This window comes from Thioalkalivibrio sp. AKL9 (genome assembly GCF_000377825.1).
Classification (GTDB): domain Bacteria; phylum Pseudomonadota; class Gammaproteobacteria; order Ectothiorhodospirales; family Ectothiorhodospiraceae; genus Thioalkalivibrio; species Thioalkalivibrio versutus.
In genome coordinates, this window is record NZ_KB905108.1 from 79,015 (window position 1) to 99,772 (window position 20,758).

Here is a 20,758-nt window from a genome sequence, read left to right on the forward strand (position 1 = left end):
TGCCGCGACCCCGGCCCGCTGCGCGGGCCGGGGTTTCCCTCGCTCCGAGGCTTTTCGCGGGCGGCGCTGAACTCGCTGCGCCTGCGGCTCCGCTCAGACATCCAGCGCCCCGTGTCTATTTAGAATCGTCCCGCGAAAAGCCTCTCCACTCGGCGCGACGACAACGGGGAGGCAGGTCCAAACAACGGCTATCCCGGCGCTATGACCAATGGATGATGGCTAGGTGTTCATACATCTTCGGCACGCTCGGCCTTTGGCCATGGCGTGCCGCACCCGCAAAAAATGGAAAGCGCAGCGAATCGCATCAGGGTTTCGCACGGCGCGGGGAATAGTGCGTTTCGCTACGCTCAACCGCACCCTACGGGGTGCGGGCTGGTTACTGGTGTCTGGATACCACCTGTTTTGACCTTCTCCTCCCGTATGGAGCCCCTCGCGGAGGGCGTGATGGGCCGGGAGAAGGCGCTGGATGTCTGAGCGAAGCGCAGCGTAGCGAGTTCAGCGCCGCCGGCCCAGCGCGTCCGGAGCGAGGTTCCCGGGCGAAATCCGGGGGCCCTTCTTTGGGTACTTTCTTGGGCAAGCAAGAAAGTACCTCGCGGTACGCTCGCGAGAGAGCGCTCGGCAGGCGGCGGACCGAAGCCACCGCAAACACGAACGACGAACCAGGGCCAGCCTTAGTGCGCAAGAGAACGCTCGGTATTGATGCGATTCGCTGCGCTCATCGGCATCCTACAGCGAGGTCGGGGCGGCCTGAGCCTCCAGTTGCGCCATCTCGGATTCGGTGAAGCCGGCGGCGCGGCGCGCCGCGTGCGCGAATGGTGGGCGCACGCGGCCGGGCATGTATTTGGCCAGCAGGTCGAGGAACAGCGGTTCGGGATCGAGGCCGCGTGCCCGAGCCAGTTCGCGGAACCAGTGCGTACCGATCGCCACGTGCGCGACCTCCTCGCGCTGGATGATCTCCAGGAGGGCCACGGTGTCGGTATCGCCCGCCGCTTCCAGCCGCTGGATCATGCCCGGAGTCACGTCCAAGCCGCGTGCCTCCAGCACCCGCGGCACCAGCGCCATGCGCACCATCACGTCGTGGTCGGTCGCCAGCGACGCCTCCCACAATCCGTTGTGGGCCGACAAATCACCGTAGTCCGCACCTAGTTCGAGAAGACGCGCCCGCAGCAGCCGGAAGTGCCGCGCCTCCTCTGCCGCGACCTGCAGCCAGTCGCTGACAAACGGCGCCGGCATGTCGCGGAAGCGGTACACGGCATCCAGCGCCAGGTTGATCGCATTGAACTCGATATGCGCCACCGCATGCACCAGTGCGACCCGACCGGCAGTGGCATTCAACCCACGCCGCGGCAGCTCCTTCGGATGCACCAGCACCGGCCGCTCAGGCCGCCCCGGCACCTCCATGCGTTGCGGCGCGGGGGCATCCGCGCCCTCCAGCTCATCCGCCCACCAGGCGCGCGCCAGCTCCAGCACACGCTCGCACTTGGCCTCCGGGTCGCGCTCGCGCAGGGCGGCCTCGGCCGCGCGGTAGACGGCCGGGTGCGGCCGCGGTCTTTCGCTCATGGCATCTCTCTGTCGCTACGCACGGTCAGGCCCGGACGCGCACGTTCACCATCATGTCGTTGTCCTCGTGCTCCAGATTATGACAGTGGAACACGTAGAGCTGATCACCAGCGTAGTGATGGGTGAAGTCGATCGCGATGCGCACGGTCTCGCCCGGCCACAGCAGGACCGTGTCCTTCCAGCCCAGGTCCGTGACGGTCAGGCCTTCATCGTTCACGGCCTGCTGGCGCACGAAGTCCGGACCGCCCGAACGTGACAGCACCTGGAACGAGAAGCCATGGATATGCATCGGGTGCGGCATGCTGCGGTCCGCATTGCGGATGGTCCAGACCTCCCGGGTGTTGGCATCCACCTCGATCGGCACCCGGTCAGGGTCGTACGTCTCTCCGTTGATGCGCCACTGCATCGGCGCCATGTCCAGACGGATATCCCGCTGGCCGGCATCCGTCACGTCGATGGGCTCGATCCGCGACAAACGCTCGGGCACCTCGGCGGTGACCGCCTCGCCCTCCTGGACCACGAACTCGAGCAATGCGAGCGGATCGCCGTCGTGCATGCCGCCACCCATCATGCGACCCATGCCGCCGCCCATGCCACGCCCCATCATTCCTCCGCCCATGCCGCCACCGGCCATCGGGTCGAATTCCAGGCTGTGCAGCTCGACCCGGTCGCCTCCGGCAAACGCGGCGAAGTCAACCAGGACCTCCAGGCGTTCTCCCGGCGACAGGAAGGCCTCGTGGGCTTCCCGGGGCGATTCCAGCAGGCCCGCGTCCGTGCCAATCACCCGGAACGGGACCGCCTCGCCGTCCACTCGCAGGGCCAGGCGGTAGATCCTGGCGGTCGAGCCGTTCAGCAGGCGCAGGCGATGCAGGCGCCGCGCCACTTCATGGGTCGCCGACGGTGTCATGTTCACCAGCACCTCGTCGCCGAGATAGCCCATCATCCGCTGCATCGGGTTCGGCTGGTACACCAGATGGCCGAGCCGGTCGAAGCGCTTGTCCTGCAGTACCAGCGGCAGGTCGGTCGTGCCGAGTTCCAGCCCCAGCGCGTCGTTCAGCGCCTCATTGTCGTCATCGCTCACCAGCAGGAAGCTCGCCAGCCCCTGGTGGGCCTGGCGCGCGGTCCGATGATGAGCATGGGTGTGATACCAGTAGGTACCGCCACGGTTGGTCACTTTAAAGCGGTATTCGTACTGCTCACCGGGGTCGACCGTATGGATCGGATGGCCGTCCACCCGGCCCGGAACATGCAGGCCATGCCAGTGGATGATCGTGCCGTCGTCGAGCTGGTTGTCCAGGGTCACGTCCAGTTCATCGCCGGTGCGCAACAAGAGGATCGGATTCTGGTATTCATGGCCGTTCATCTGCGTCCGGTACCAGAGGAATGGGGTCTCCTCGCGCCCCGGCACCGGCAGCCACCCCTGCTCCGCGACCAGGGTGAACGGCTCGTTGGGTGCGAGCACCGCAAACGGGCCGTCCGCGCCGGGCAGAAACAGGGCGTTGTCGAACCGGGGGGCGGACACTGCATGGTTGAACAGGCTCCAACCGCCGAATGTGGTGATGACGGGAAGCGCCGCGGCCAGCCCCAGAAACTGACGTCGTTTCATCATTGCTTTTCTCCAGTACGGGATGCCGGCATGCTCCGGCGCAGCAGAATGGAATTGCCGATCACCGAGAGCGAGCTGGCGGTCATCGCGACCACACCGATCATCGGGTGCAGCAGCCCGGCCGCGGCGATCGGGATCGCGGCGCTGTTGTAGCCCCAGGCCCAGAACAGGTTCTGCACGATCTTGCGGAACGTCAGCCGCGACAGCTGGACGGCCTCGACGACCTTGGTCAGCTCCCCGCGCACCAGGGTCACATCCGCCGCCTCGATCGCGACGTCGGCGCCGGCCCCGATCGCGATCCCGACATTCGCCTGCTGCAGGGCCGGGGCGTCGTTGATGCCGTCGCCGACCATCGCCACGTGCTCGCCGTACTCCTTTTGCAACTCGCGAATCGCCTCGACCTTGCCCTCCGGCAGCACCCCGGCGCGCACCTCGTCGATCCCCACCTGGGCGGCCACGGCATTCGCGGTGCGCTCGTTGTCGCCGGTGACCATCACGCAGCGGATGCCGAGATCATGCAGTTGTTCGATCGCGGCCTGCGACTCTTCCTTGAGCGTGTCGGCGACCGCGACAATGCCGGCCGGCCGGTCGCCGATGGCCACCAGCATCGCGGTCTTGCCGGCATCCTCCAGTTCCCGCAACGAACCCAGTAGAGACGACGGGTCCAGCCCCTGCTCCTCCAGCAGCCGCTGGCTGCCCACCAGCACCCGCTCGCCGTCCAGGCGGGCCTCCACACCGCGCGCGGTGTGCGACTGGAACTGCTCGACCTCGGCGACCTCCAGGCCCCTGTCGCGCGCCCCTTGCACGATGGCGTCGGCCAGCGGGTGCGCGGAACCGGCCTCGACGGCCGCCGCCGCCCGCAACACCCGGGACTCGTCGAAGCCCTCGGCCGGGATGACGTCGGTCAGCGCGGGCTTCCCGCGGGTGATGGTGCCGGTCTTGTCGAGCACGATCACCGCAATGTCCTTCAGGGTCTGGATTGCGGAGCCCGAGCGGATCAGCACGCCACGCTCGGCCCCCATGCCGGAGCCGACCATCAGCGCGGTGGGCGTGGCCAGCCCCAGCGCACAGGGGCAGGCAATGACCAGCACGGCGATCGCCGCCAGGATCGCCAGCACCAGCGGCGGACGTTCGGAATCGACCCAGGGCAGAAAGCCCTCGCCCCAGATCAGGATCGGCTGCAGCGCTCCGGAGAACGCCAGCCAGGCCGCAAAAGCGGCCAGGGCGATGACCAGCACCGCCGGCACGAAGCGTGCGGTGATGCGGTCCGCCAGTTCCTGCACCGGCACGCGCGAGCCCTGCGCCTCGTTGACCAGGCGGATCACCTGCGACAGGAAGGTATCGGCCCCCACCCGAGTGGCGCGCACCTTCAGGCGCCCCTGCTGGTTCAGGGTCGCGCCAAGCACGGTGTCGCCCTCGCCCTTGTCCACCGGGACCGACTCGCCGGTGGCAATGGACTCGTCCACGGTGCTCTCGCCCGCCACCACCTCGCCATCGGTGGGTACCTTCTCGCCCGGGCGCACGATCATCACGTCGCCCACCTGGAGCGACTTGACCGACACCTCGACCTCCTCGCCATCGCGCTCCACCCGGGCGGTCTTCGCACCCAGATCCAGCAGCTTGCGGATCGCCGAGGAGGCCTCGCCCTTGGCGCGATACTCCAGATACCGCCCAAGCATGTGGAAGGCCATGATGGTCGCGGCCATCTCGATGAACGAGGTCATCGGATAGACGAAACCAACCAGCCCGATCAGGTAGGGCGGCAGCGAGCCCATGGAGATCAGCACGTCCATGTTCAGATTGCCGCTTTTCAGCGAACGCCAGGCGGAACGATGCGTGGCCGCGCCCCCGGCCAGGAACACCACCGGGAAGGCCAGCAACGCAATGATCAGCAGATAGCCTGGGATCGGCTGCCAGAACATGTGCGGCATCATCAGGACCATGATCGCGATGGTCGGCACCATCGCGAACCAAAGACGGTTCCAGGCCTGCTTCACGTAGGCGGCGTCGATCGCCGCGTCGTCCGCCTCGCTGGCGGCATCGTCGGTCTCCACCGCCGCCACGTCATAGCCGGCCCCCTCCACTGCCGCTCGCAGGACCTCGCCATCGGGCCCGTCCGCCGCCACCTCCACTGTGACCCGATGGTCGGAGATGTTGGTGCGTATGGATTCGATCCCGTCGAGCTTCTCGATCGCCGCGCGCACGATGCCGGCGCAGTGATCCGAGCCCATGCCCGGCACCACCAGCCGCACCGAACCGGAACCCCCGGCCTCGCCCTCGACCTGCGCGACGTCGTAGCCGGCGCCCTCCACCGCGGCGCGCAGGCCCTGCGGGTCGACCTGGTCGGGGTCATACCCCACCGTCACCCGGTGCCGGGCGATATTGGTCCCCACCGAGGTCACCCCCGGGGTCTTTTCCAGCGCCGAGCGCACGATGCCCCCGCAGTGGTCCGATCCCATTCCGGGGACGATGACCACCGCCTCGCGTGCGGTCGCCGGCTTCGTTTCTGACGTCGTCATCGCGTGACTCCTTACCGGCCACCGAATAGATACTTGATCAACGCGGCGATCGCGAGGATCAGCAGTACCAGGACCAGAAGGCCGATCAGGCCTCCGCCAAGACCCATACCGCCCAGCCAGCCAAAACCTTGTTCATTCATCATGATGGAGTCCTCCCAAGGACTTAAATTCAACGGGGATACGCGGTTTCGCGTATCGAGGGGGCGATCCGCAATCGCCCGGCCAGGGAGGACTCAGAGAGGGGGACGCAGATCCGGGCCCGAACGGGCGCCGGGACCCATGGCCACGGCCCCCGGAACGGGGCGGGACAGCGATGCTGTGACCGGCTTGGTCACGGAGGAAGGCAAGGCGGAGACCCCACAGATACCGCAAACCGCGCACGGCATCTCGCAGCCCGAGAAGTCCGCCTGAACCGCGGGGTCCAAAGGCAGGGGTTCCGAAAGCGATGTGGCGCCTTGATCCGGACAGTGGCCCGGCGTGGCGATTGCCGCCCCGTGATCCCCATGCATCATGCCCGCACCGGCGATCGGCGCCAGCAACAGCGCGGCGGCAATCAGCAGAGTCAGCAGATAGGACAGGGCTCGCGACACGGGCAGGCCTCGAAAGAGCATTCTTTTTACAAGTCTAGCAGCGTCGCGGACCGTTCACATGAGATAGATCAAGCAGGGAAGCACAAGAACATTACAGCACCGGCGCCAGCAGGTAGGCGGCACGCGCGGCCACGCGGCGCCAGAGCGGAAGATCGTTCACGTCCTGCGGAGTCATCTCGCGGGAACGGGCAAAGTCGGCCTCGAACATGCGCGCCGTCTCGCGCGCGAAGGCCGGGTCCAGCACCAGTGCCGTGACCTCGAAGTTCAGCCGGAAGGAACGGTTGTCCAGGTTCACCGTACCCACGGCCGCGCCCATGTCGTCCACCACGAACGCCTTGCCGTGCAGGAAGCCATCCTCGTAACGATAGATGCGCACGCCGGCGTCCAGCAGCGGCCCCAGGAAGGCGTAGGCCGCATGCGTGGTCAGCGGGTTGTCGGTGACCTCGGGAATCAGCACGCGCACGTCGACGCCGCTCAAGGCGGCCAGCTTGAGCATGCCCTGCACGCCCTCGTCGGGCACGAAGTACGGGCTGGCGATCCAGATGCGCCGGTCCGCCGCGTGGATCGCCTGCTGCATCATCAGGCTGGCGGTCTCGAATTCATCGGCCGGACCGGAGGGAAGGATCAGTACCGGGACCCCGTCCTCCGCCATGGTCGCCGGCTTCCATTCCAGCTCCGGGATCGCCTCGGTGGCCCAGTGCCAGTCCTCCAGGAACACCGACTGCAACGCGAGGGCGGACGGCCCCGCAATACGCAGGTGGGTGTCGCGCCAGGCACCGATTGCCGGATCGCGGCCCAGGTACTCGTCCCCTACATTAAGCCCGCCGAGCCAGGCCTGTTCGCCATCGGCGACCACGATCTTGCGATGGTTGCGGAAGTTCAGCTGGAAACGATTGCCGCGTCCGCGGGTGGAATGAAAGTGCTGCACATGGACGCCCGCCTCCCGCAGGGTGTCCAGGTAGCTCCCGGACAGGCGGTAGCTCCCGATCTCGTCATACAGGAAATAGACCTCGATACCGGCCTCGGCACGCTCCACCAGCCGGCGCTGGAGTTCGCGCCCGATCGCGTCGTCACGCACGATATAGAACTGCACCAGCAGGTAGCGTTCGGCCTGCTCGATCCCCCGGAAGATGCTGTCGAAGGTCGCCTCGCCGTCCACCAGCAGCTCGACCTCGTTGCCGTGGAGAAACGGCCAGCGGGCGAGCTGCTGTACGCCATCCAGGTGCTTGCTCGGTTCCTGGGCGACGTACTGGTGCGACCACAGCTCCTCGGTCTTCGGCTGCAGCGCGCGGGCCAGGCTGGAGTCCTCGTCGCGGCGCGCCACGACATAGCCGCGAAACTCGCTGGCGCCGAACACCCAGTAGGCCGGGACAGCCACATACGGCACGGTGTTGAGTGAAACGATCCAGGCCACCGCGCCCTGCGATGTGCGGGTGGACATCAGCGCATCCAGCGAGGACAGGAAGCCCAGCAGGTGGAACGCAATGACCACAGTCAGCAGGACGCGCCAGCGCGGGCGCCGCCGGCGCGGCTGCGAACGGGCCTCCCCGCTGGAAGCCGACATACCCGTCTCAGCCCAGGGCGTCGAGGCCGCGCGCCAGATCGCGCTGGATATCGGCGACGGCCTCGAGCCCGACCGCGACCCGCACCAGGGCCTCGGTAATGCCCTGGGCCTCGCGCTTCTCCGGGTCCACGCGACCGTGGGTGGTGGTGGCCGGATGGGTAATGGTGGTCTTGGCATCCCCCAGGTTCGCGGTGATCGACAGGAACTGCGTGGCGTCGATCACCGACCAGGCGGCGTCGCGTCCGCCGGCGACCTCGAAACTCAGCACCCCGCCGAAGCCGCTTTGTTGCTGCTTCGCGATCGCGTGCTGCGGGTGATCTTCGAGGCCGGGGTAATGCACGGCCGTGACCGCGGGGTGGGATTGGAGCCACTGCGCCAGATTGAGTGCGTTATCGCTGTGCGCGCGCATGCGCAGGGGCAGCGTCTCCAGCCCCTTCAGGAACACCCAGGCGTTGAACGGCGACAACGTCGGACCCGCGGTGCGCAGGAAGCCGTAGACCTCCTTGCCCACCCGCTCGGCGTCGCCCACCACGGCACCGCCGAGGCAGCGGCCCTGGCCGTCAAGGAACTTGGTCGCCGAGTGGATAATGATATCGGCGCCCAGATCCAGCGGGCGCTGCAGGATCGGCGTGCAGAAACAGTTGTCCACCGCGAGCAGCACGTCGCGGCGATGGGCGATGTCGGCCAGCGCACGGATGTCCACCACCTCGCCCAGCGGGTTCGATGGCGTCTCGCAGAAGTACAGCCGCGTGTTCGACTGCGTCGCCTGTTCCCAGGCCTCGAGGTTCGACAGCTCGACGTAGGTCACCTCGACGCCGAAACGCGCCAGGTAGTTGTTGAACAGCACGGTGGTGGTCCCGAACACCGAGCGCGAACAAACCACGTGATCGCCCGCCTTCAGCAGGCCCATCATGGTCGCCAGGATCGCGGACATCCCGGAGGCGGTCGCCACGCAGGCCTCGCCGCCTTCCAGCGCGGCCAGGCGGTCCTGGAAGGTGCGCACGGTGGGGTTGGTGAAGCGCGAATAGATATTGCCCGGGACCTCGCCACCGAAGCGCGCGGCGGCCTCCGCGGCCGAGCCGAACACGAAGCTCGAGGTCGGGAAGATCGCCTCGGAGTGCTCGCCCTCGGGCGTGCGCTGGTAGCCATAGCGGATGGCGACGGTCTGCGGGTCGTATTCGCTGGGATCGAAATCGGTCATTGGGGTCTCTCGGGCCACGGATTGCTGACCGGACAGTGTACCCGGCGTTTCCGTCAGTTTCCGGGCTGCAGCCGGTCCGCCACGCGCGTGAGCACGTCGTAGCTGATGGTGCCCGCCGCGCGGGCGACCCGCTCCACCGGCAGGCCCTCGCCCCACAACGTCGCCATGACACCGACCTGCACCTCCGGCAACCCGGACAGGTCCACCGCCAGCATGTCCATGGAGACACGCCCGATCAACGGGCAGAGCCGGTCCTGCACAAGGATCGGCGTGCCCGACGGGGCATGCCGCGGGTAGCCATCGGCATATCCCATTGCCACGATCCCGGCACGGCCCGGAGCGGCGGCGGTCCAGGTCGCGCCATAGCCCACCGTACTGCCAGGCTCGAGAGGCTGGGTGGCGATGATCGGGGCGCGCACGGTCATCGCCGGGCGCAGATCGCCGTCCGGGCCCTCCGGGAGATGCTCGACAGGGACCGAGGCCGGATGCGCGCCGTAGAGCATGATGCCGGGGCGTGCCCAGTAATCGCCGGGCGCCGCCGACGCGCTGCCCTTGCCCCAGCCGGCGAACAGGGCCGCCGAATTGGCCACGCTACGGAGCCCCGGGAAAGCGGAAACCGTCGCGCCGAATTGTTCCAGCTGGCAAGCATTCTGCGGATGCCCGGGCTCGTCGGCGCACGCCAGGTGCGTCATCCAGTGCAGGCCACCGCACCCGTGTCCGGCGGCCTGCAAACGCGTGGCGACGCGCTTTGCCACCTGCGGTGCGAACCCCAGGCGATTCATGCCGGTGTTGAGTTTGACCCAGACCACGGGAAGCACCACGCCAGCGGCGTCGAGATGGTCAAGCTGCGTCGCGTCGTGCAGCACGGGCTGCAGGTCGAACTCGGTACAGGCACGCGCCTCGGAGACGTCGCGCGGCCCCTGCAACACGAGGAGTGGGCCGCCGAAGCCGGCAGCGCGCAAGGCGCGGGCCTCGCCGATCTGAGAGACCGCCAAACCATCGCTCGTCTGCGCAAGGGCCTCGGCCGCCCACAGCAGACCATGGCCGTAGCCCTCGGCCTTGATGACCGACCACATCGGAACGCCCGGCGCCAAGCGGCGCGCCACACCCAGGTTGTGTCGGAGCGCCTCGGGATGAAGGTGGATGCTGGCCGCGCGTCTCACGTCGTGCCTAGTGGCCGATCTCGCCGTAGACGTCGGGGGCGTAGTTCTCGAAACGGGTGAACTGCCCGTGGAAGGTCAGGCGCACGGTCCCGATGGGACCATTACGCTGCTTGGCGATAATGATCTCCGCCGTGCCCTTGTCGGGCGACTCGTCGTTGTAGACCTCGTCGCGATAAACGAAGGCGATGATGTCCGCATCCTGTTCAATGGCCCCGGACTCGCGCAGGTCGGACATCACCGGGCGCTTGTTCGGACGCTGTTCCAGCGAACGGTTGAGCTGCGACAACGCGATCATCGGCACACTCAGCTCCTTCGCCAGGGCCTTCAAGCCACGCGAGATATCCGAGATCTCGTTGGCGCGATTCTCGCTGCTGCCGGGGGATTGCATCAGCTGCAGGTAGTCGACCACGATCAGGCCCAGGCCCTTGTGTTCGCGCATCAACCGCCGGGTCCGTGCTCGCAGCTCGGTGGGCGAGAGCGCCGGCGTATCGTCGATGTACAGCGGGGCCTCGGACAGCATCTGCACCGCGCTGGTCAGGCGCGGCCAGTCGCCATCCTCCAAGCGTCCGGAGCGCAGCTTCTGCTGGTTGATCCGCCCCATCGAGGACAGCAGGCGAATGGCCAGCTGCTCACCCGGCATCTCCATGGAGAAAATCGCGACCGGCTCGGAGTTCTTCATCGCCACATACTCGGCAATGTTCATCGCGAACGAGGTCTTCCCCATCGAAGGCCGCCCGGCCACGATCACCAGATCGCCCGGATTCAGCCCCGAGGTCAGGGCATCCAGATCCTGGTAACCGGTGGCAATCCCGGTGATCGGATTCTGGCTTTCGTAGAGATACTCGATCTGGTCCACCGCCGCCGTCAGCAGTGGCTTCATCCCGCGAAAGCCCTGAGCCCCGCGCGCACCCTGCTCGGCGATGCGGAAGACCTTCTGCTCCGCCACGTCCAGCAGTTCCTTGGAACCGCGGCCGTCCGGGGTATAGGCGGAATCGGCGATCTCGGTACCTACCGAGATCAGCGAACGCAGGATAGAGCGCTCGCGGACGATATCCGCATAGGCCACGATGTTGGCCGCACTCGGCGTCTCGGCGGCCAGCCGTCCGAGATAGGCCATGCCCCCGGCCGATTCCAGCTCGGTCGTGCGATCCAGCTGCTCCGACACGGTGACCATGTCGAACGGGGCATTACGATCCGCCAACGCGGACACCGCCCGGAAGATCAGGCGGTGATCATGGCGGTAGAAGTCGTCTGCAGTGATGCGGTCCGCCACCCGGTCCCAGGCAGCGTTATCGAGCATCAGCCCTCCGAGGACCGCCTGCTCGGCCTCCTCGGAATGCGGGGGGACCCGCGGGTTCGGGATCATGGGCGGGTTCATGCGACGAACCCGCCCATGTGCCGGGTATCAGCGACCCGGTGGGGCCACCCTCCCGACATCCGGCGGATCACTCTTCGCCGATCACGACGACGCGGATGTCGACGTCCACGTCCGAGTGCAGGTGCAGGCCGATCTCGAATTCACCGGTGGTGCGCAGCGGACCTTCCGGCATGCGCACTTCGCGCTTTTCGACTTCGGTACCCTTGGCGGTCAGCGCGTCGGCGATGTCCGCCGGGCCGATGGAGCCGAACAGCTTGCCTTCGCCACCGGACTTCGCGGTGATCTCGAGCACGGTTGCGTCCAGCTTTTCCTTGCGGGCCTCGGCCGCAGCCAGGGCCTCGGCCGCCGCCTTTTCCAGTTCGGCGCGACGCGCCTCGAATTCGGCGATGTTCTCGGCGGTGGCAAACTTGGCCTTGCCCTGCGGCAGCAGGAAGTTGCGCGCAAAGCCCGGACGCACGTTGACGCGGTCGCCCAGGGTGCCCAGGTTATCGATCTTTTCCAGCAGAATGACTTCCATCTTTGGTATTCCTGTAACGTTTGATCAGCCCCCGAAGGGGCGCATTCTACACCGGTCTCGGACCGGTCTCACGGATTGTTGTCACTGTCCTGCCCGCCCTGCGCGGAACCGGGGCCCAGTCGCGAGCGGATATCCGCCCAGGCGTCGATCACCCCGATGGTGGCCAGCAGCAGAAACATCTGCGGCATGGCCAGGGCCAGGAGCACGTACATCCCCACCAGCCAGAAACTGCTCATCCCCTGCCGGAAGGTCAGCGCGTGCATCAGCGCGATCCCCTGCAGGAAGAACAGCACCGCCAGGATGAACGCCAACTCGGTGGCCACCGGGACCGGGCCCAGATGCCCGATACCGGCCAGCAGCAGCGTGACGGCACTCAGCATCCGCCCGAACTGCAGGCCCCGGAACTCCTCGCCGAACGCCCCCGGGTTGTACAGCAGTGCCTGCCAGTAGCGACCCAGCAGCACGGCCAGCGTCAGGCTCAGCAGCAGGATCCCGGCCAAGAGCCCGGTCAGGTACGGCGCCGCGCGGCGCAGCCCCGCCTCCAACTCCTGTGGCCCGGTGTCGCTGCCCTCGACCAGAGGCCCCAGCAGGGCCATGCCCGCCTCGGCCCAGGTGGACTCGAGATCCGGCACCAGCAGGTGCACGGCCAGCACGCCGACCCCGGCGACCGCGGCGGCGACCTGCAGCGTCATGCGCCACGAGATCGTGCGCCGCAGCAGCTCGGCGAGCAGCGCCACTGGCGCCCACTGCACCACCCCGGCAACCACCCCCGCGAACAGCGGGGCCTCCGGGATCAGGACAAACATCGCCACCCCGAGCACCACTGCGGACAGCACCATCACCAGGAGTGCCTGGCGCAGGCCGATGCGCAGCCCCACGAGGGCGATCAGCGCACTGCTGAGCAGCGCCACCGGAGGCAGGAACAGGCCCGCCACGCCAAAGGCGGAAACCGCGCCTACGGCGCGGCTCCGGCTTTTCATCGCAAATTCGGCCAGTACGCGCATGGCGACGGCCCCGGCGAACCGGTGCGGGACTTAGTGGTTATCGCTGTACGGCAGCAGGGCCAGGAAGCGCGCTCGCTTCACCGCCGTGGCCAGTTGGCGCTGATACTTCGCGCTGGTGCCAGTGACACGGCTGGGCACGATCTTGCCAGTCTCGGTCACAAAACCCTTCAACAGATTCAGGTCCTTGTAATCGATGTACTCGATGCCTTCGGCGGTGAACTTGCAATACTTGCGGCGACGCGGAAAACGGGCCATGTCAGATCTCCTTCAATGATTCGGTCAACGAACGGGCGGGCGGGATTTACTCGGCGGAAGCCGAGTCGTCGGAGGCGCCTTCGCCACCCTCGTCGTCACGCTCGCGGCGACGGCCCTTGCCACTCTCCTCTTCCTGGCCCTTGGCCAGCGGGGAGATCTCGGTCACGGCCTCTTCCATGCGCATTGCCAGGTGGCGCAGCACGGCATCGTTGAACCGGAAGGCACTGGCGAGCTCTTCCATCGCCTCTTCCGAGGCCTCGATGTTCATGAGCACGTAGTGGGCCTTCACCAGCTTCTGGATCGGGTAGGCCAGCTGGCGGCGGCCCCAGTCTTCCAGGCGGTGGATCTTGCCTTCATGACCTTCGACCAAGCCCTTGTAGCGCTCGATCATCGCCGGGACCTGCTCGCTCTGGTCCGGGTGGACCAGGAATACAACTTCGTAATGACGCATCGGGAACTCCTTGCGGGTATCAGCCTCCCGTCAAATGCGGTGAGGCAAGGGTTCGACCCAGCGGACGCAGCCGCAGGGCAGAAAGGCGCGACACGATAACCGAAGCGGGCGCCAACAACAAGCAGGGAGCCGGCGAAACAGGGGTTTGCACCGCCCCCGGAAGGCTACCGGCTACGCAGAACCAGCCGGCGGACCTTCGCGGCGCTGACGGACCGCCTCGAACAGGGTGACGCCGGTGGCGACGGAGACGTTGAGGCTTTCTACCGCGCCCTGCATCGGCAGGGCCGCGAGGTGGTCACAGGCCTCCCGGGTCAGACGCCGCAGGCCCTCGCCCTCGGCCCCCATGACGATCGCGGTCGGCGGGCGCAGGTCCAGGTCATAGAGGCTCTCACCCCCCTCCCCGGCCAGGCCTACGGTCCACATCCCGCCATCCTTCAGGGCTGCCAGCGTCCGCGCGAGATTGCCGACCGTCACCACCGGCACGGTCTCGGCGGCCCCGGACGCCACCTTGATGGCGGCGGGGGTCAATGCGGCGCTGTGATGGCGCGGCATGACCACCGCCCCGGCCCCGGCCGCATCCGCGGTCCGCAGGCAGGCCCCGAGATTGTGCGGGTCGGTCACCCCATCGAGCACCAGCAGCAGATCCAGGCCATCGCGCACCCGGGTGATCAGGGCCTTTTCGTCCAGCAGCGGGCGCGGCGTGCAGTGCACGACCACACCCTGGTTCTGGAACCCCGGAAGCTGTTGATCGAGCCGCTCGCGGCCTACCCGCTCGATCGAGATACCCCGCGACTGCGCCAGCGCTCGCAGGCGCTCCAGGGCGGGTTCGATGGGGTCGGGCGCCAGCTGCAGTCGCTTGACCCGCTCCGGGGCCCGCTGCAACACGGCGGCCACTGCGTGGATGCCACCAAAGGTCTCGGCGCGGCTACCCTTGCCCCCCTTGCTCATCGCGGACCTCCGCCACGGCGATCCCGCCACGGGTCAACGCCCCGGCGGACACCGTCTGAGCAGCCCCCGAGCAAGCGAGGGAACAGAAGCGGGTTCACCCGGCGCCTCAGGACGAGGACGGACGTCGACGACGGCTGCGGCCACGTCCGGACCCAGAGGATTCCTTGGCCTTGGCCGGGCGATCCGCACTCGGCTCGACAATGGTATTTCCGTCCTTGTCGGCCTCGGGGCGCGGCGGCGGAACCGCCTCGTTGCCCGGTTCCGGGGCATCGCTGTTGCCTTCATCCGGCGCGTTCCGCGGGCGGCGTGCGTTGCCCCGGCCACGTCCGCTGCCCCGGGTCCGTTCATTCCCCGGGCTTGCTTCATTCCCCGGGCTCGCCTCATTCCCCAGGCTTGCTTCATTCCCCGGGCTCGCCTCATTCCCTGGGCTCGCTTCATTCCCTGGGCTCGCTTCATTCCCTGGGCTCGGCTCTTTCTCCGAGCTCGGTTCTTTCGCCGGGCTCGGCTCGGCAGCAGGGCTCGTGTCGCCACCGGCGGCCCCACGGCGGCGGCCACCACGACGGCGGCGCTTCTTCTTCGGCGCCGGGGCATCATCGTCGGCCGCGGGCGCTCCCGGCCCGGCTGCTGCGGGCTTTGCCTCAGGCTCGGGCGCTGCTGCGGTTGGCTCGGCGGCGGCCTCGACCGGAGCCGCATCGGCATCCTTGCGGCGCTTGCTACGACGGCTGCGCTTTTTCGGCGGCGGAGCGGCGGGACTCGGCTGACCCGCTTCCTGGGCCAGGGCCAGATCGATCTTGCGATCATCCAGGCTCACCCGGGCCACCTGCACTTGAAGCTCGTCGCCGATACGGAACACCCGGCCACCGCGTTCGCCGGTCAGGCTGTGGCGCGCCGGGTCAAAGTGGTAGAAGTCGTTGTCGAGGCTGGTCACGTGCACCAGGCCCTCGATGTAGACGTCCTTGATCTCCACGAACAGACCGAACCCGGTGACTCCGGAGACCACGCCGGGGAAGGTCTCGCCGACCTTGTCCTGCATGTACTCGGCCTTCAGCCAGGCCACCGCGTCGCGGGTCGCGTCGTCGGCGCGTCGCTCGGCCATCGAGCAATGCTCACCCAACTGCTCCATGTCGCCATGCGAGTACGGGAAGGCCTTGCCACTGCCCTTGCGCAGCACATGGCGAATACCGCGATGCACCAGCAGGTCCGGATAGCGGCGGATCGGCGAGGTGAAGTGCGCGTAGTCGTCCAGCGCCAGGCCAAAGTGGCCATCGAGCTCCGGGGCATACACGGCCTGGCTCAGCGAACGCAGCAGCACGGTCTGGATCAGCTGCTGGTCGGTGCGCTGGCGCGCTGCCTTCAGGACTTCGGTGTAGTCGGCGGGGCTCGGCTCGTCACCACCGCCCAGGCTCAGGCCCGCGCCATTGAGGAAGTCGCGCAGGTCGTCGATCTTGTCCGACGGCGGCTGATCATGGATGCGGTACAGCGCCGGCACCTTGTGCTTCTTGAGGAAGCGCGCGGCGGCCACGTTGGCCATGATCATGCACTCCTCGACCAGGCGATGCGCATCATTGCGCACCGTCGGCACGATCTTCTCGATCTTGCGGTCCTCGCCAAAGACGATCTTGGTCTCGGTGGTGTCGAAATCGATCGCGCCCCGGCGATTGCGCGCCGCGTGCAGGGCCTTGAAGGCCTGGTGCAGGGTCTCCAGGTTCGGCATCACATGCGCGTTCTGCTCACGCTGCGCCGCGTCGCCGTCGAGCATCGCGGCCACGTCCTCGTAGATCAGGCGGGCGTGCGAACGGATCAGTCCCTCGTGGAAGCGATAGCTCTTCAGCGCCCCGCGCGCACCGATCTCCATCTCGCAGATCATGCTCAACCGGTCCACGTTCGGATTCAGCGAGCACAGACCGTTGGACAGGGCCTCCGGCAACATCGGGATCACGTTGTTCGGGAAGTACACCGAGGTGCCGCGCGTGCGCGCCTCGCGATCCAGCGCGGCGTCGCGCTGGACGTAGTGCGACACGTCGGCGATCGCAACCCACAGCCGCCAGCCCTTGCCTTCCGGCTCGCAGTACAGGGCGTCGTCGAAGTCGCGGGCGTCATCGCCATCGATCGTGACGAACGGCTTCTCGCGCAGGTCCAGGCGCTCCTTCTTGTCTGCCTCGGCCACCTCGGCGCCCAGCTCGTCAGCCGCCGCGGTGACCTCGTCCGGCCACTCGTGCGGCAGGGCGTGAGCGCGGATCGCGATGTCGATCTCCATACCTGGCGCCATGTGCTCGCCCAGGACTTCCTGCACGTCCCCACGCAGGCGCGCCGTGCGTGACGCGGATTCACGGATGCGCACGACCACGATCTGGTCGTCCTCCGCCTCGCCCAGGCCGTCCGGCGGCACCAGGATGTCGTGGGTGATGCGCTTGTTGTCCGGGGTCAGGATGCCGACACCGTCCTCGATCTTCAGGCGCCCGACCACCTGGGTGGTGTTGTGCTCCAGGACCTCGACAATCCCGCCCTCGCGGCGGCCGCGACGATCCACGCCCATGACCCGGGCCAGAACCCGGTCGCCATGAAATACCCCGCGCATCTGCTTCGGCGACAGGAACAGGTCGTCATCCTGCTCGTCCGGCACCAGAAAACCAAAACCATCCGGGTGACCGATCACGCGCCCACGGATCAGGTCTTCCTGGTTGACCGGCAGATAGGCACCGCGACGGTTGCAAAGGGCCTGCCCATCGCGCTCCATCGCCTTCAGGCGGCGGCGCAGGGCCTCGAGGCGATCGTCGTCGTCGATCTTCAGACGTTCCGCGATCTCGTCGTAGGACAACGGATTGTCGGCTTCCTGCAGAAGCCCGAGGATGAACTCGCGACTGGGGATGGGGTTGTCGTATTTCTGCGCCTCGCGCTCGAAATTGGGATCGGCGGGGGTCTTGCGACGTTGTCTTGGCATTCAGTGAACTCTGTGGATGTTGCAATGGGCAGCCCCTCGCCGGGAATCCGGCTGGGCGCGCAAAGCGCCCATTATGAGGCATGCGGAATTTTGTTGCGCAGGGGACGCGTTTGCGCGCCCCCTGCCGACCACACCGGAGGGAAACATTCCCGCTCCGGGGCGTTGACAGCCCCCCAGCCGCGCTCTATATTGCGCGCTCCTGAAGCGCAGGACACACGGTTTCCTCATTGTGTGTCGTCCCTCGTGCCGAGGTGGCGGAATTGGTAGACGCGCTAGCTTCAGGTGCTAGTGGGGGTAACCCCGTGGAGGTTCAAGTCCTCTCCTCGGCACCATTTTTCAGCTGTACTCGAATCCCTGTTATACGCGAAGCGACACCCGTGAGGGTGGCGGATTTTCTGCGTGGCGAATCCCACCTGCTCCGCCACTCGGCGCGCCGGAACCCGCACGGTGGTGCGCGCCCCGACGTGCCCAGGGAGACACGCAATCAGCTGTCGAACGGGTCGCGCAACACCAGGGTCTCGTCACGATCGGGCCCCGTGGAGACCATGTCGACCGGCACCCCGACCACCTCGCTCAGGCGCTCCAGATAGGCGCGGGCATTAGCCGGCAACTGGTCATACTCGCGGATCCCGACCGTGGATTCCGTCCACCCCGGCATCTCCTCGTAGATCGGCGTGCAGGCCGCATAGGCCTCGGCGCCGGACGGCGGCGCCTCGCGGGTCTCGCCATCGCAGTTGTAGCCCACGCAGATCTGCACGTTCTCCAGGCCGTCCAGCACATCCAGCTTGGTCATGCACAATCCGCTGATGCTGTTCACCTTGACTGCCCGCTTCAGCGCGACGGCATCGAACCAGCCGCAGCGCCGTGCGCGCCCCGTGGTGGAACCGAACTCATTGCCCTGCCGCGCCAGGTGTTCACCCATGTTGTCGAACAGCTCGGTCGGGAACGGTCCGGCGCCCACCCGGGTCGTGTAGGCCTTGGTGATCCCCAGCACGTAGTCGAGGTCGCGCGGCCCCACACCCGACCCGGTGGACGCACCACCCGCGGTGGTATTCGACGAGGTCACGAACGGATAGGTGCCGTGGTCGATGTCCAGCAGCGTGCCCTGGGCCCCCTCGAACATGACGTCCTTGCCCTGCTCGCGCAGCTTGTGCAGGCGGCCCGCCACGTCGGTGACCATCGGCTGCAGGCGCTCGGCGTGCGCCAGGCACTGCTCCAAGACCTCTTGCTGGTCGATGGTCGGGGCCTTGAAGTAATGCTTCAGCGCGAAGTTGTGATAGTCCATCACCTCGCCCAGCTTGGCCGCCAGGCGTTCGCGGTGGAACAGGTCGTCCAGGCGCAGGCCCCGGCGCGCAACCTTGTCCTCGTAGGCAGGACCAATGCCGCGCCCGGTGGTCCCGATCGCGGCCTTGCCACGGGCCTTTTCGCGCGCCAGGTCGAGGGCCACATGGTAGGGGAGGATCAGCTGGCAGGCATCCGACAGGCGCAGACGGTCCGCCACCGGCACACCCTTGGCCTCCAGTTCTTCCATCTCGGTAATCAGAGCCTCGGGCGAGAGCACCACGCCATTGCCGATCATGCATTCCACGCCCTCCCGCAGGATGCCCGACGGGATCAGGTGGAGCACGGTCTTCTCGCCATCGATCACCAGGGTATGCCCGGCATTGTGCCCGCCCTGGAAGCGCACGACGGCCGCGGCATCCTCGGTCAGACGATCGACAATCTTGCCCTTGCCCTCGTCACCCCACTGGCTGCCCAGTACGACTACAAAACGTCCCATCGCCATCAATGCTCCACTACTGTCCATTCCCCGGCGCGCTGCTCGAGCCGCGCGCCCCCGGGTACTTCGTTGTCCTGGCCTTCCAGCTCGCGCACTACGCGCACGCCGCGGGCACGGAGATCCGCAATGGCCGCCTCCAGCGCCACATCGCCGGTGGCCGGTGCCAGCACCGTCTGACGAGGCGCCATCGGCGCCCCGGCCTCGCGGCGTACGAAGGCGCGCAAATCGGTGCTGAAACCGGTGGCCGCCCGTGCGCGGCCGAAGACGCGACCGATCTCGTTATAACGGCCACCGCGCGCGATCGCCTGACCGGAGCCGGGCACGAAGGCCGCGAACACCAGACCGGTGTGATAGGCATAGCCGCGCAACTCGGCCAGGTCCAGGTGCAGGTCCAGGCCCGGCTCGCTCGCCTCAAGCCGTGCCACCACTGCCTGCAGGTGATCCAGCGCCACCGCCACCTCGGCGGGTGCACCGGCCAGGGCGCGACGGGCAGCGTCGAGTACCGTGGCATCGCCATTCAGATCCACCAGCGCGCGCAGCCGCGCACAGGCCGCCGGATCCATGCCGCCGGCCTCCCAGGCCGCGAGGGTCTGTTCGATCTCGGGCACGCTCTTGCGCTGGAGTTGATCGAAAAATTCCTGCTCCTGGCTCGCATCCAGACCCGCATCCTGCGCCAGGGCGCGATAGATCCCGACGTGGCCGAGATCCATGCTAGGACGCTCCACTCCGCAGGCAGCCAGGGTCGCCAGCATCAAGCGGATAATCTCGAGATCACTATCGATCCCGTCATGACCAAACAGCTCGGCCCCGGCCTGGAGCGGACTGCGTGAACCCGACCATTCATCTGCCCGGGTACGCAGCGCACTGCCCACGTAACAAAGCCGATTCGGGCCCTGGACACGCAGACGGTGAGCATCGATCCGCGCCACTTGCGGGGTCAGGTCGGCGCGCACGCCCATCATGCGGCCAGTGAGCTGATCCGTCAGCTTGAAGGTCTGCAAATCCAGTGCGTGCCCGGCACCCGTCAACAGGGACTCCAGATACTCCGCCAGCGGCGGCATCACCAGGTCATAGCCCCAGGTGTCGAACTGGTCCAGCACGCGCCGGCGGAGGTCCTCCAGACGGCGCGCAGCATCCGGAAGGGCCTCCTCCAGCCCGTCCGGCAGCAACCAGCGGTTGATATCGGTCATCTCGTCCCTGCTCTTGTGCTGTGATCCGCCACGCCCGAGTGGCGGCCCGGCAAAAATCGGGCCCGGAATCTTCCGGGCCCGTTGCAAACGG

Annotated in this window: 17 protein-coding genes, 1 tRNA gene and 1 pseudogene; 2 read left to right on the forward strand and 17 right to left on the reverse strand. The window is 67.3% G+C overall.

Annotation, left to right across the window (positions count from 1 at the left end; genetic code table 11):
- Positions 1-212: 212 nt before the first annotated feature.
- Positions 213-474 (forward strand): annotated as a pseudogene (locus tag D573_RS14810) (hypothetical protein).
- A gap of 252 nt (positions 475-726) precedes the next feature.
- On the opposite strand, the gene D573_RS0107175 reads toward D573_RS14810, so the two are convergent.
- The 15 genes from D573_RS0107175 to rnr form a co-directional block, all read right to left on the reverse strand.
- On the reverse strand, positions 727-1,560 hold the full coding sequence (locus tag D573_RS0107175; RefSeq protein ID WP_018938423.1) for a ferritin-like domain-containing protein: 834 nt from the start codon (positions 1,558-1,560) through the stop codon (positions 727-729).
- Between the two features lie 25 nt (positions 1,561-1,585).
- Positions 1,586-3,169 carry a multicopper oxidase family protein gene (locus D573_RS0107180; protein ID WP_018938422.1) on the reverse strand — a complete coding sequence of 528 codons (1,584 nt, stop codon included), beginning with the start codon at positions 3,167-3,169 and terminating at the stop codon, positions 1,586-1,588.
- Complete coding sequence (locus D573_RS0107185; RefSeq protein WP_018938421.1) at positions 3,166-5,685, reverse strand: heavy metal translocating P-type ATPase; 2,520 nt, start codon at positions 5,683-5,685, stop codon at positions 3,166-3,168. Before D573_RS0107185 ends, D573_RS0107180 begins: the two co-directional genes overlap by 4 nt.
- 11 nt (positions 5,686-5,696) lie before the next feature.
- Positions 5,697-5,828 carry a hypothetical protein gene (locus tag D573_RS14900; RefSeq protein WP_017925682.1) on the reverse strand — a complete coding sequence of 44 codons (132 nt, stop codon included), beginning with the start codon at positions 5,826-5,828 and terminating at the stop codon, positions 5,697-5,699.
- Between the two features lie 90 nt (positions 5,829-5,918).
- On the reverse strand, positions 5,919-6,275 hold the full coding sequence (locus D573_RS14815; RefSeq protein WP_231367864.1) for a hypothetical protein: 357 nt from the start codon (positions 6,273-6,275) through the stop codon (positions 5,919-5,921).
- A 91-nt stretch (positions 6,276-6,366) separates the two neighbouring features.
- Positions 6,367-7,839, reverse strand: coding sequence for a cardiolipin synthase (cls, locus tag D573_RS0107200; RefSeq protein WP_018938419.1), 1,473 nt, complete (start codon positions 7,837-7,839; stop codon positions 6,367-6,369).
- 7 nt (positions 7,840-7,846) lie between these two features.
- Positions 7,847-9,040 carry an O-succinylhomoserine sulfhydrylase gene (locus D573_RS0107205; RefSeq protein WP_018938418.1) on the reverse strand — a complete coding sequence of 398 codons (1,194 nt, stop codon included), beginning with the start codon at positions 9,038-9,040 and terminating at the stop codon, positions 7,847-7,849.
- Between the two features lie 53 nt (positions 9,041-9,093).
- The gene (gene alr, locus D573_RS0107210) at positions 9,094-10,203 is read right to left on the reverse strand and encodes an alanine racemase (protein ID WP_026287960.1); all 1,110 of its coding nucleotides are present in this window, start codon (positions 10,201-10,203) and stop codon (positions 9,094-9,096) included.
- Positions 10,204-10,210: 7 nt separating this feature from the next.
- Entirely contained in the window at positions 10,211-11,569 is a 1,359-nt protein-coding gene (dnaB, locus tag D573_RS0107215) for a replicative DNA helicase (protein WP_018144046.1), read from the reverse strand.
- Between the two features lie 79 nt (positions 11,570-11,648).
- Entirely contained in the window at positions 11,649-12,098 is a 450-nt protein-coding gene (gene rplI, locus D573_RS0107220; protein WP_018144047.1) for a 50S ribosomal protein L9, read from the reverse strand.
- Between the two features lie 68 nt (positions 12,099-12,166).
- Complete coding sequence (locus D573_RS0107225) at positions 12,167-13,102, reverse strand: hypothetical protein (protein ID WP_018168153.1); 936 nt, start codon at positions 13,100-13,102, stop codon at positions 12,167-12,169.
- A gap of 30 nt (positions 13,103-13,132) precedes the next feature.
- Positions 13,133-13,357 (reverse strand): 30S ribosomal protein S18, encoded by a 225-nt coding sequence (gene rpsR, locus D573_RS0107230; RefSeq protein ID WP_018144049.1) that lies wholly within the window; start codon positions 13,355-13,357, stop codon positions 13,133-13,135.
- A gap of 46 nt (positions 13,358-13,403) precedes the next feature.
- Complete coding sequence (gene rpsF, locus D573_RS0107235; RefSeq protein WP_018168152.1) at positions 13,404-13,808, reverse strand: 30S ribosomal protein S6; 405 nt, start codon at positions 13,806-13,808, stop codon at positions 13,404-13,406.
- 171 nt (positions 13,809-13,979) lie between these two features.
- Positions 13,980-14,756 (reverse strand): 23S rRNA (guanosine(2251)-2'-O)-methyltransferase RlmB, encoded by a 777-nt coding sequence (gene rlmB / locus D573_RS0107240; protein ID WP_018938416.1) that lies wholly within the window; start codon positions 14,754-14,756, stop codon positions 13,980-13,982.
- Positions 14,757-14,862: 106 nt separating this feature from the next.
- On the reverse strand, positions 14,863-17,697 hold the full coding sequence (rnr, locus tag D573_RS0107245; protein ID WP_018938415.1) for a ribonuclease R: 2,835 nt from the start codon (positions 17,695-17,697) through the stop codon (positions 14,863-14,865).
- A gap of 245 nt (positions 17,698-17,942) precedes the next feature.
- On the opposite strand from rnr, the gene D573_RS0107250 reads away from it, so the two are divergent.
- Positions 17,943-18,029, forward strand: a tRNA-Leu gene (locus D573_RS0107250).
- 152 nt (positions 18,030-18,181) lie between these two features.
- On the opposite strand, the gene D573_RS0107255 is transcribed toward D573_RS0107250, so the two are convergent.
- On the reverse strand, positions 18,182-19,483 hold the full coding sequence (locus tag D573_RS0107255) for an adenylosuccinate synthase (protein WP_018144053.1): 1,302 nt from the start codon (positions 19,481-19,483) through the stop codon (positions 18,182-18,184).
- Positions 19,483-20,667, reverse strand: coding sequence for an ATP phosphoribosyltransferase regulatory subunit (locus D573_RS0107260; protein WP_018938414.1), 1,185 nt, complete (start codon positions 20,665-20,667; stop codon positions 19,483-19,485). The genes D573_RS0107255 and D573_RS0107260 overlap by 1 nt, the downstream gene beginning before the upstream one ends.
- Positions 20,668-20,758: the final 91 nt, after the last annotated feature.

Coding starts and splice junctions, on each gene's coding strand:
- D573_RS0107175 (WP_018938423.1), bottom strand. CDS start 1,560: ATGAGCGAAAGACCGCGGCCGCACCCGGCCGTCTACCGCGCGGCCGAG.
- D573_RS0107180 (WP_018938422.1), bottom strand. CDS start 3,169: ATGATGAAACGACGTCAGTTTCTGGGGCTGGCCGCGGCGCTTCCCGTC.
- D573_RS0107185 (WP_018938421.1), bottom strand. CDS start 5,685: ATGACGACGTCAGAAACGAAGCCGGCGACCGCACGCGAGGCGGTGGTC.
- D573_RS14900 (WP_017925682.1), bottom strand. CDS start 5,828: ATGATGAATGAACAAGGTTTTGGCTGGCTGGGCGGTATGGGTCTTGGC.
- cls (WP_018938419.1), bottom strand. CDS start 7,839: ATGTCGGCTTCCAGCGGGGAGGCCCGTTCGCAGCCGCGCCGGCGGCGC.
- D573_RS0107205 (WP_018938418.1), bottom strand. CDS start 9,040: ATGACCGATTTCGATCCCAGCGAATACGACCCGCAGACCGTCGCCATC.
- dnaB (WP_018144046.1), bottom strand. CDS start 11,569: ATGATCCCGAACCCGCGGGTCCCCCCGCATTCCGAGGAGGCCGAGCAG.
- rplI (WP_018144047.1), bottom strand. CDS start 12,098: ATGGAAGTCATTCTGCTGGAAAAGATCGATAACCTGGGCACCCTGGGC.
- D573_RS0107225 (WP_018168153.1), bottom strand. CDS start 13,102: ATGCGCGTACTGGCCGAATTTGCGATGAAAAGCCGGAGCCGCGCCGTA.
- rpsR (WP_018144049.1), bottom strand. CDS start 13,357: ATGGCCCGTTTTCCGCGTCGCCGCAAGTATTGCAAGTTCACCGCCGAA.
- rpsF (WP_018168152.1), bottom strand. CDS start 13,808: ATGCGTCATTACGAAGTTGTATTCCTGGTCCACCCGGACCAGAGCGAG.
- rlmB (WP_018938416.1), bottom strand. CDS start 14,756: ATGAGCAAGGGGGGCAAGGGTAGCCGCGCCGAGACCTTTGGTGGCATC.
- rnr (WP_018938415.1), bottom strand. CDS start 17,697: ATGCCAAGACAACGTCGCAAGACCCCCGCCGATCCCAATTTCGAGCGC.
- D573_RS0107255 (WP_018144053.1), bottom strand. CDS start 19,483: ATGGCGATGGGACGTTTTGTAGTCGTACTGGGCAGCCAGTGGGGTGAC.
- D573_RS0107260 (WP_018938414.1), bottom strand. CDS start 20,667: ATGACCGATATCAACCGCTGGTTGCTGCCGGACGGGCTGGAGGAGGCC.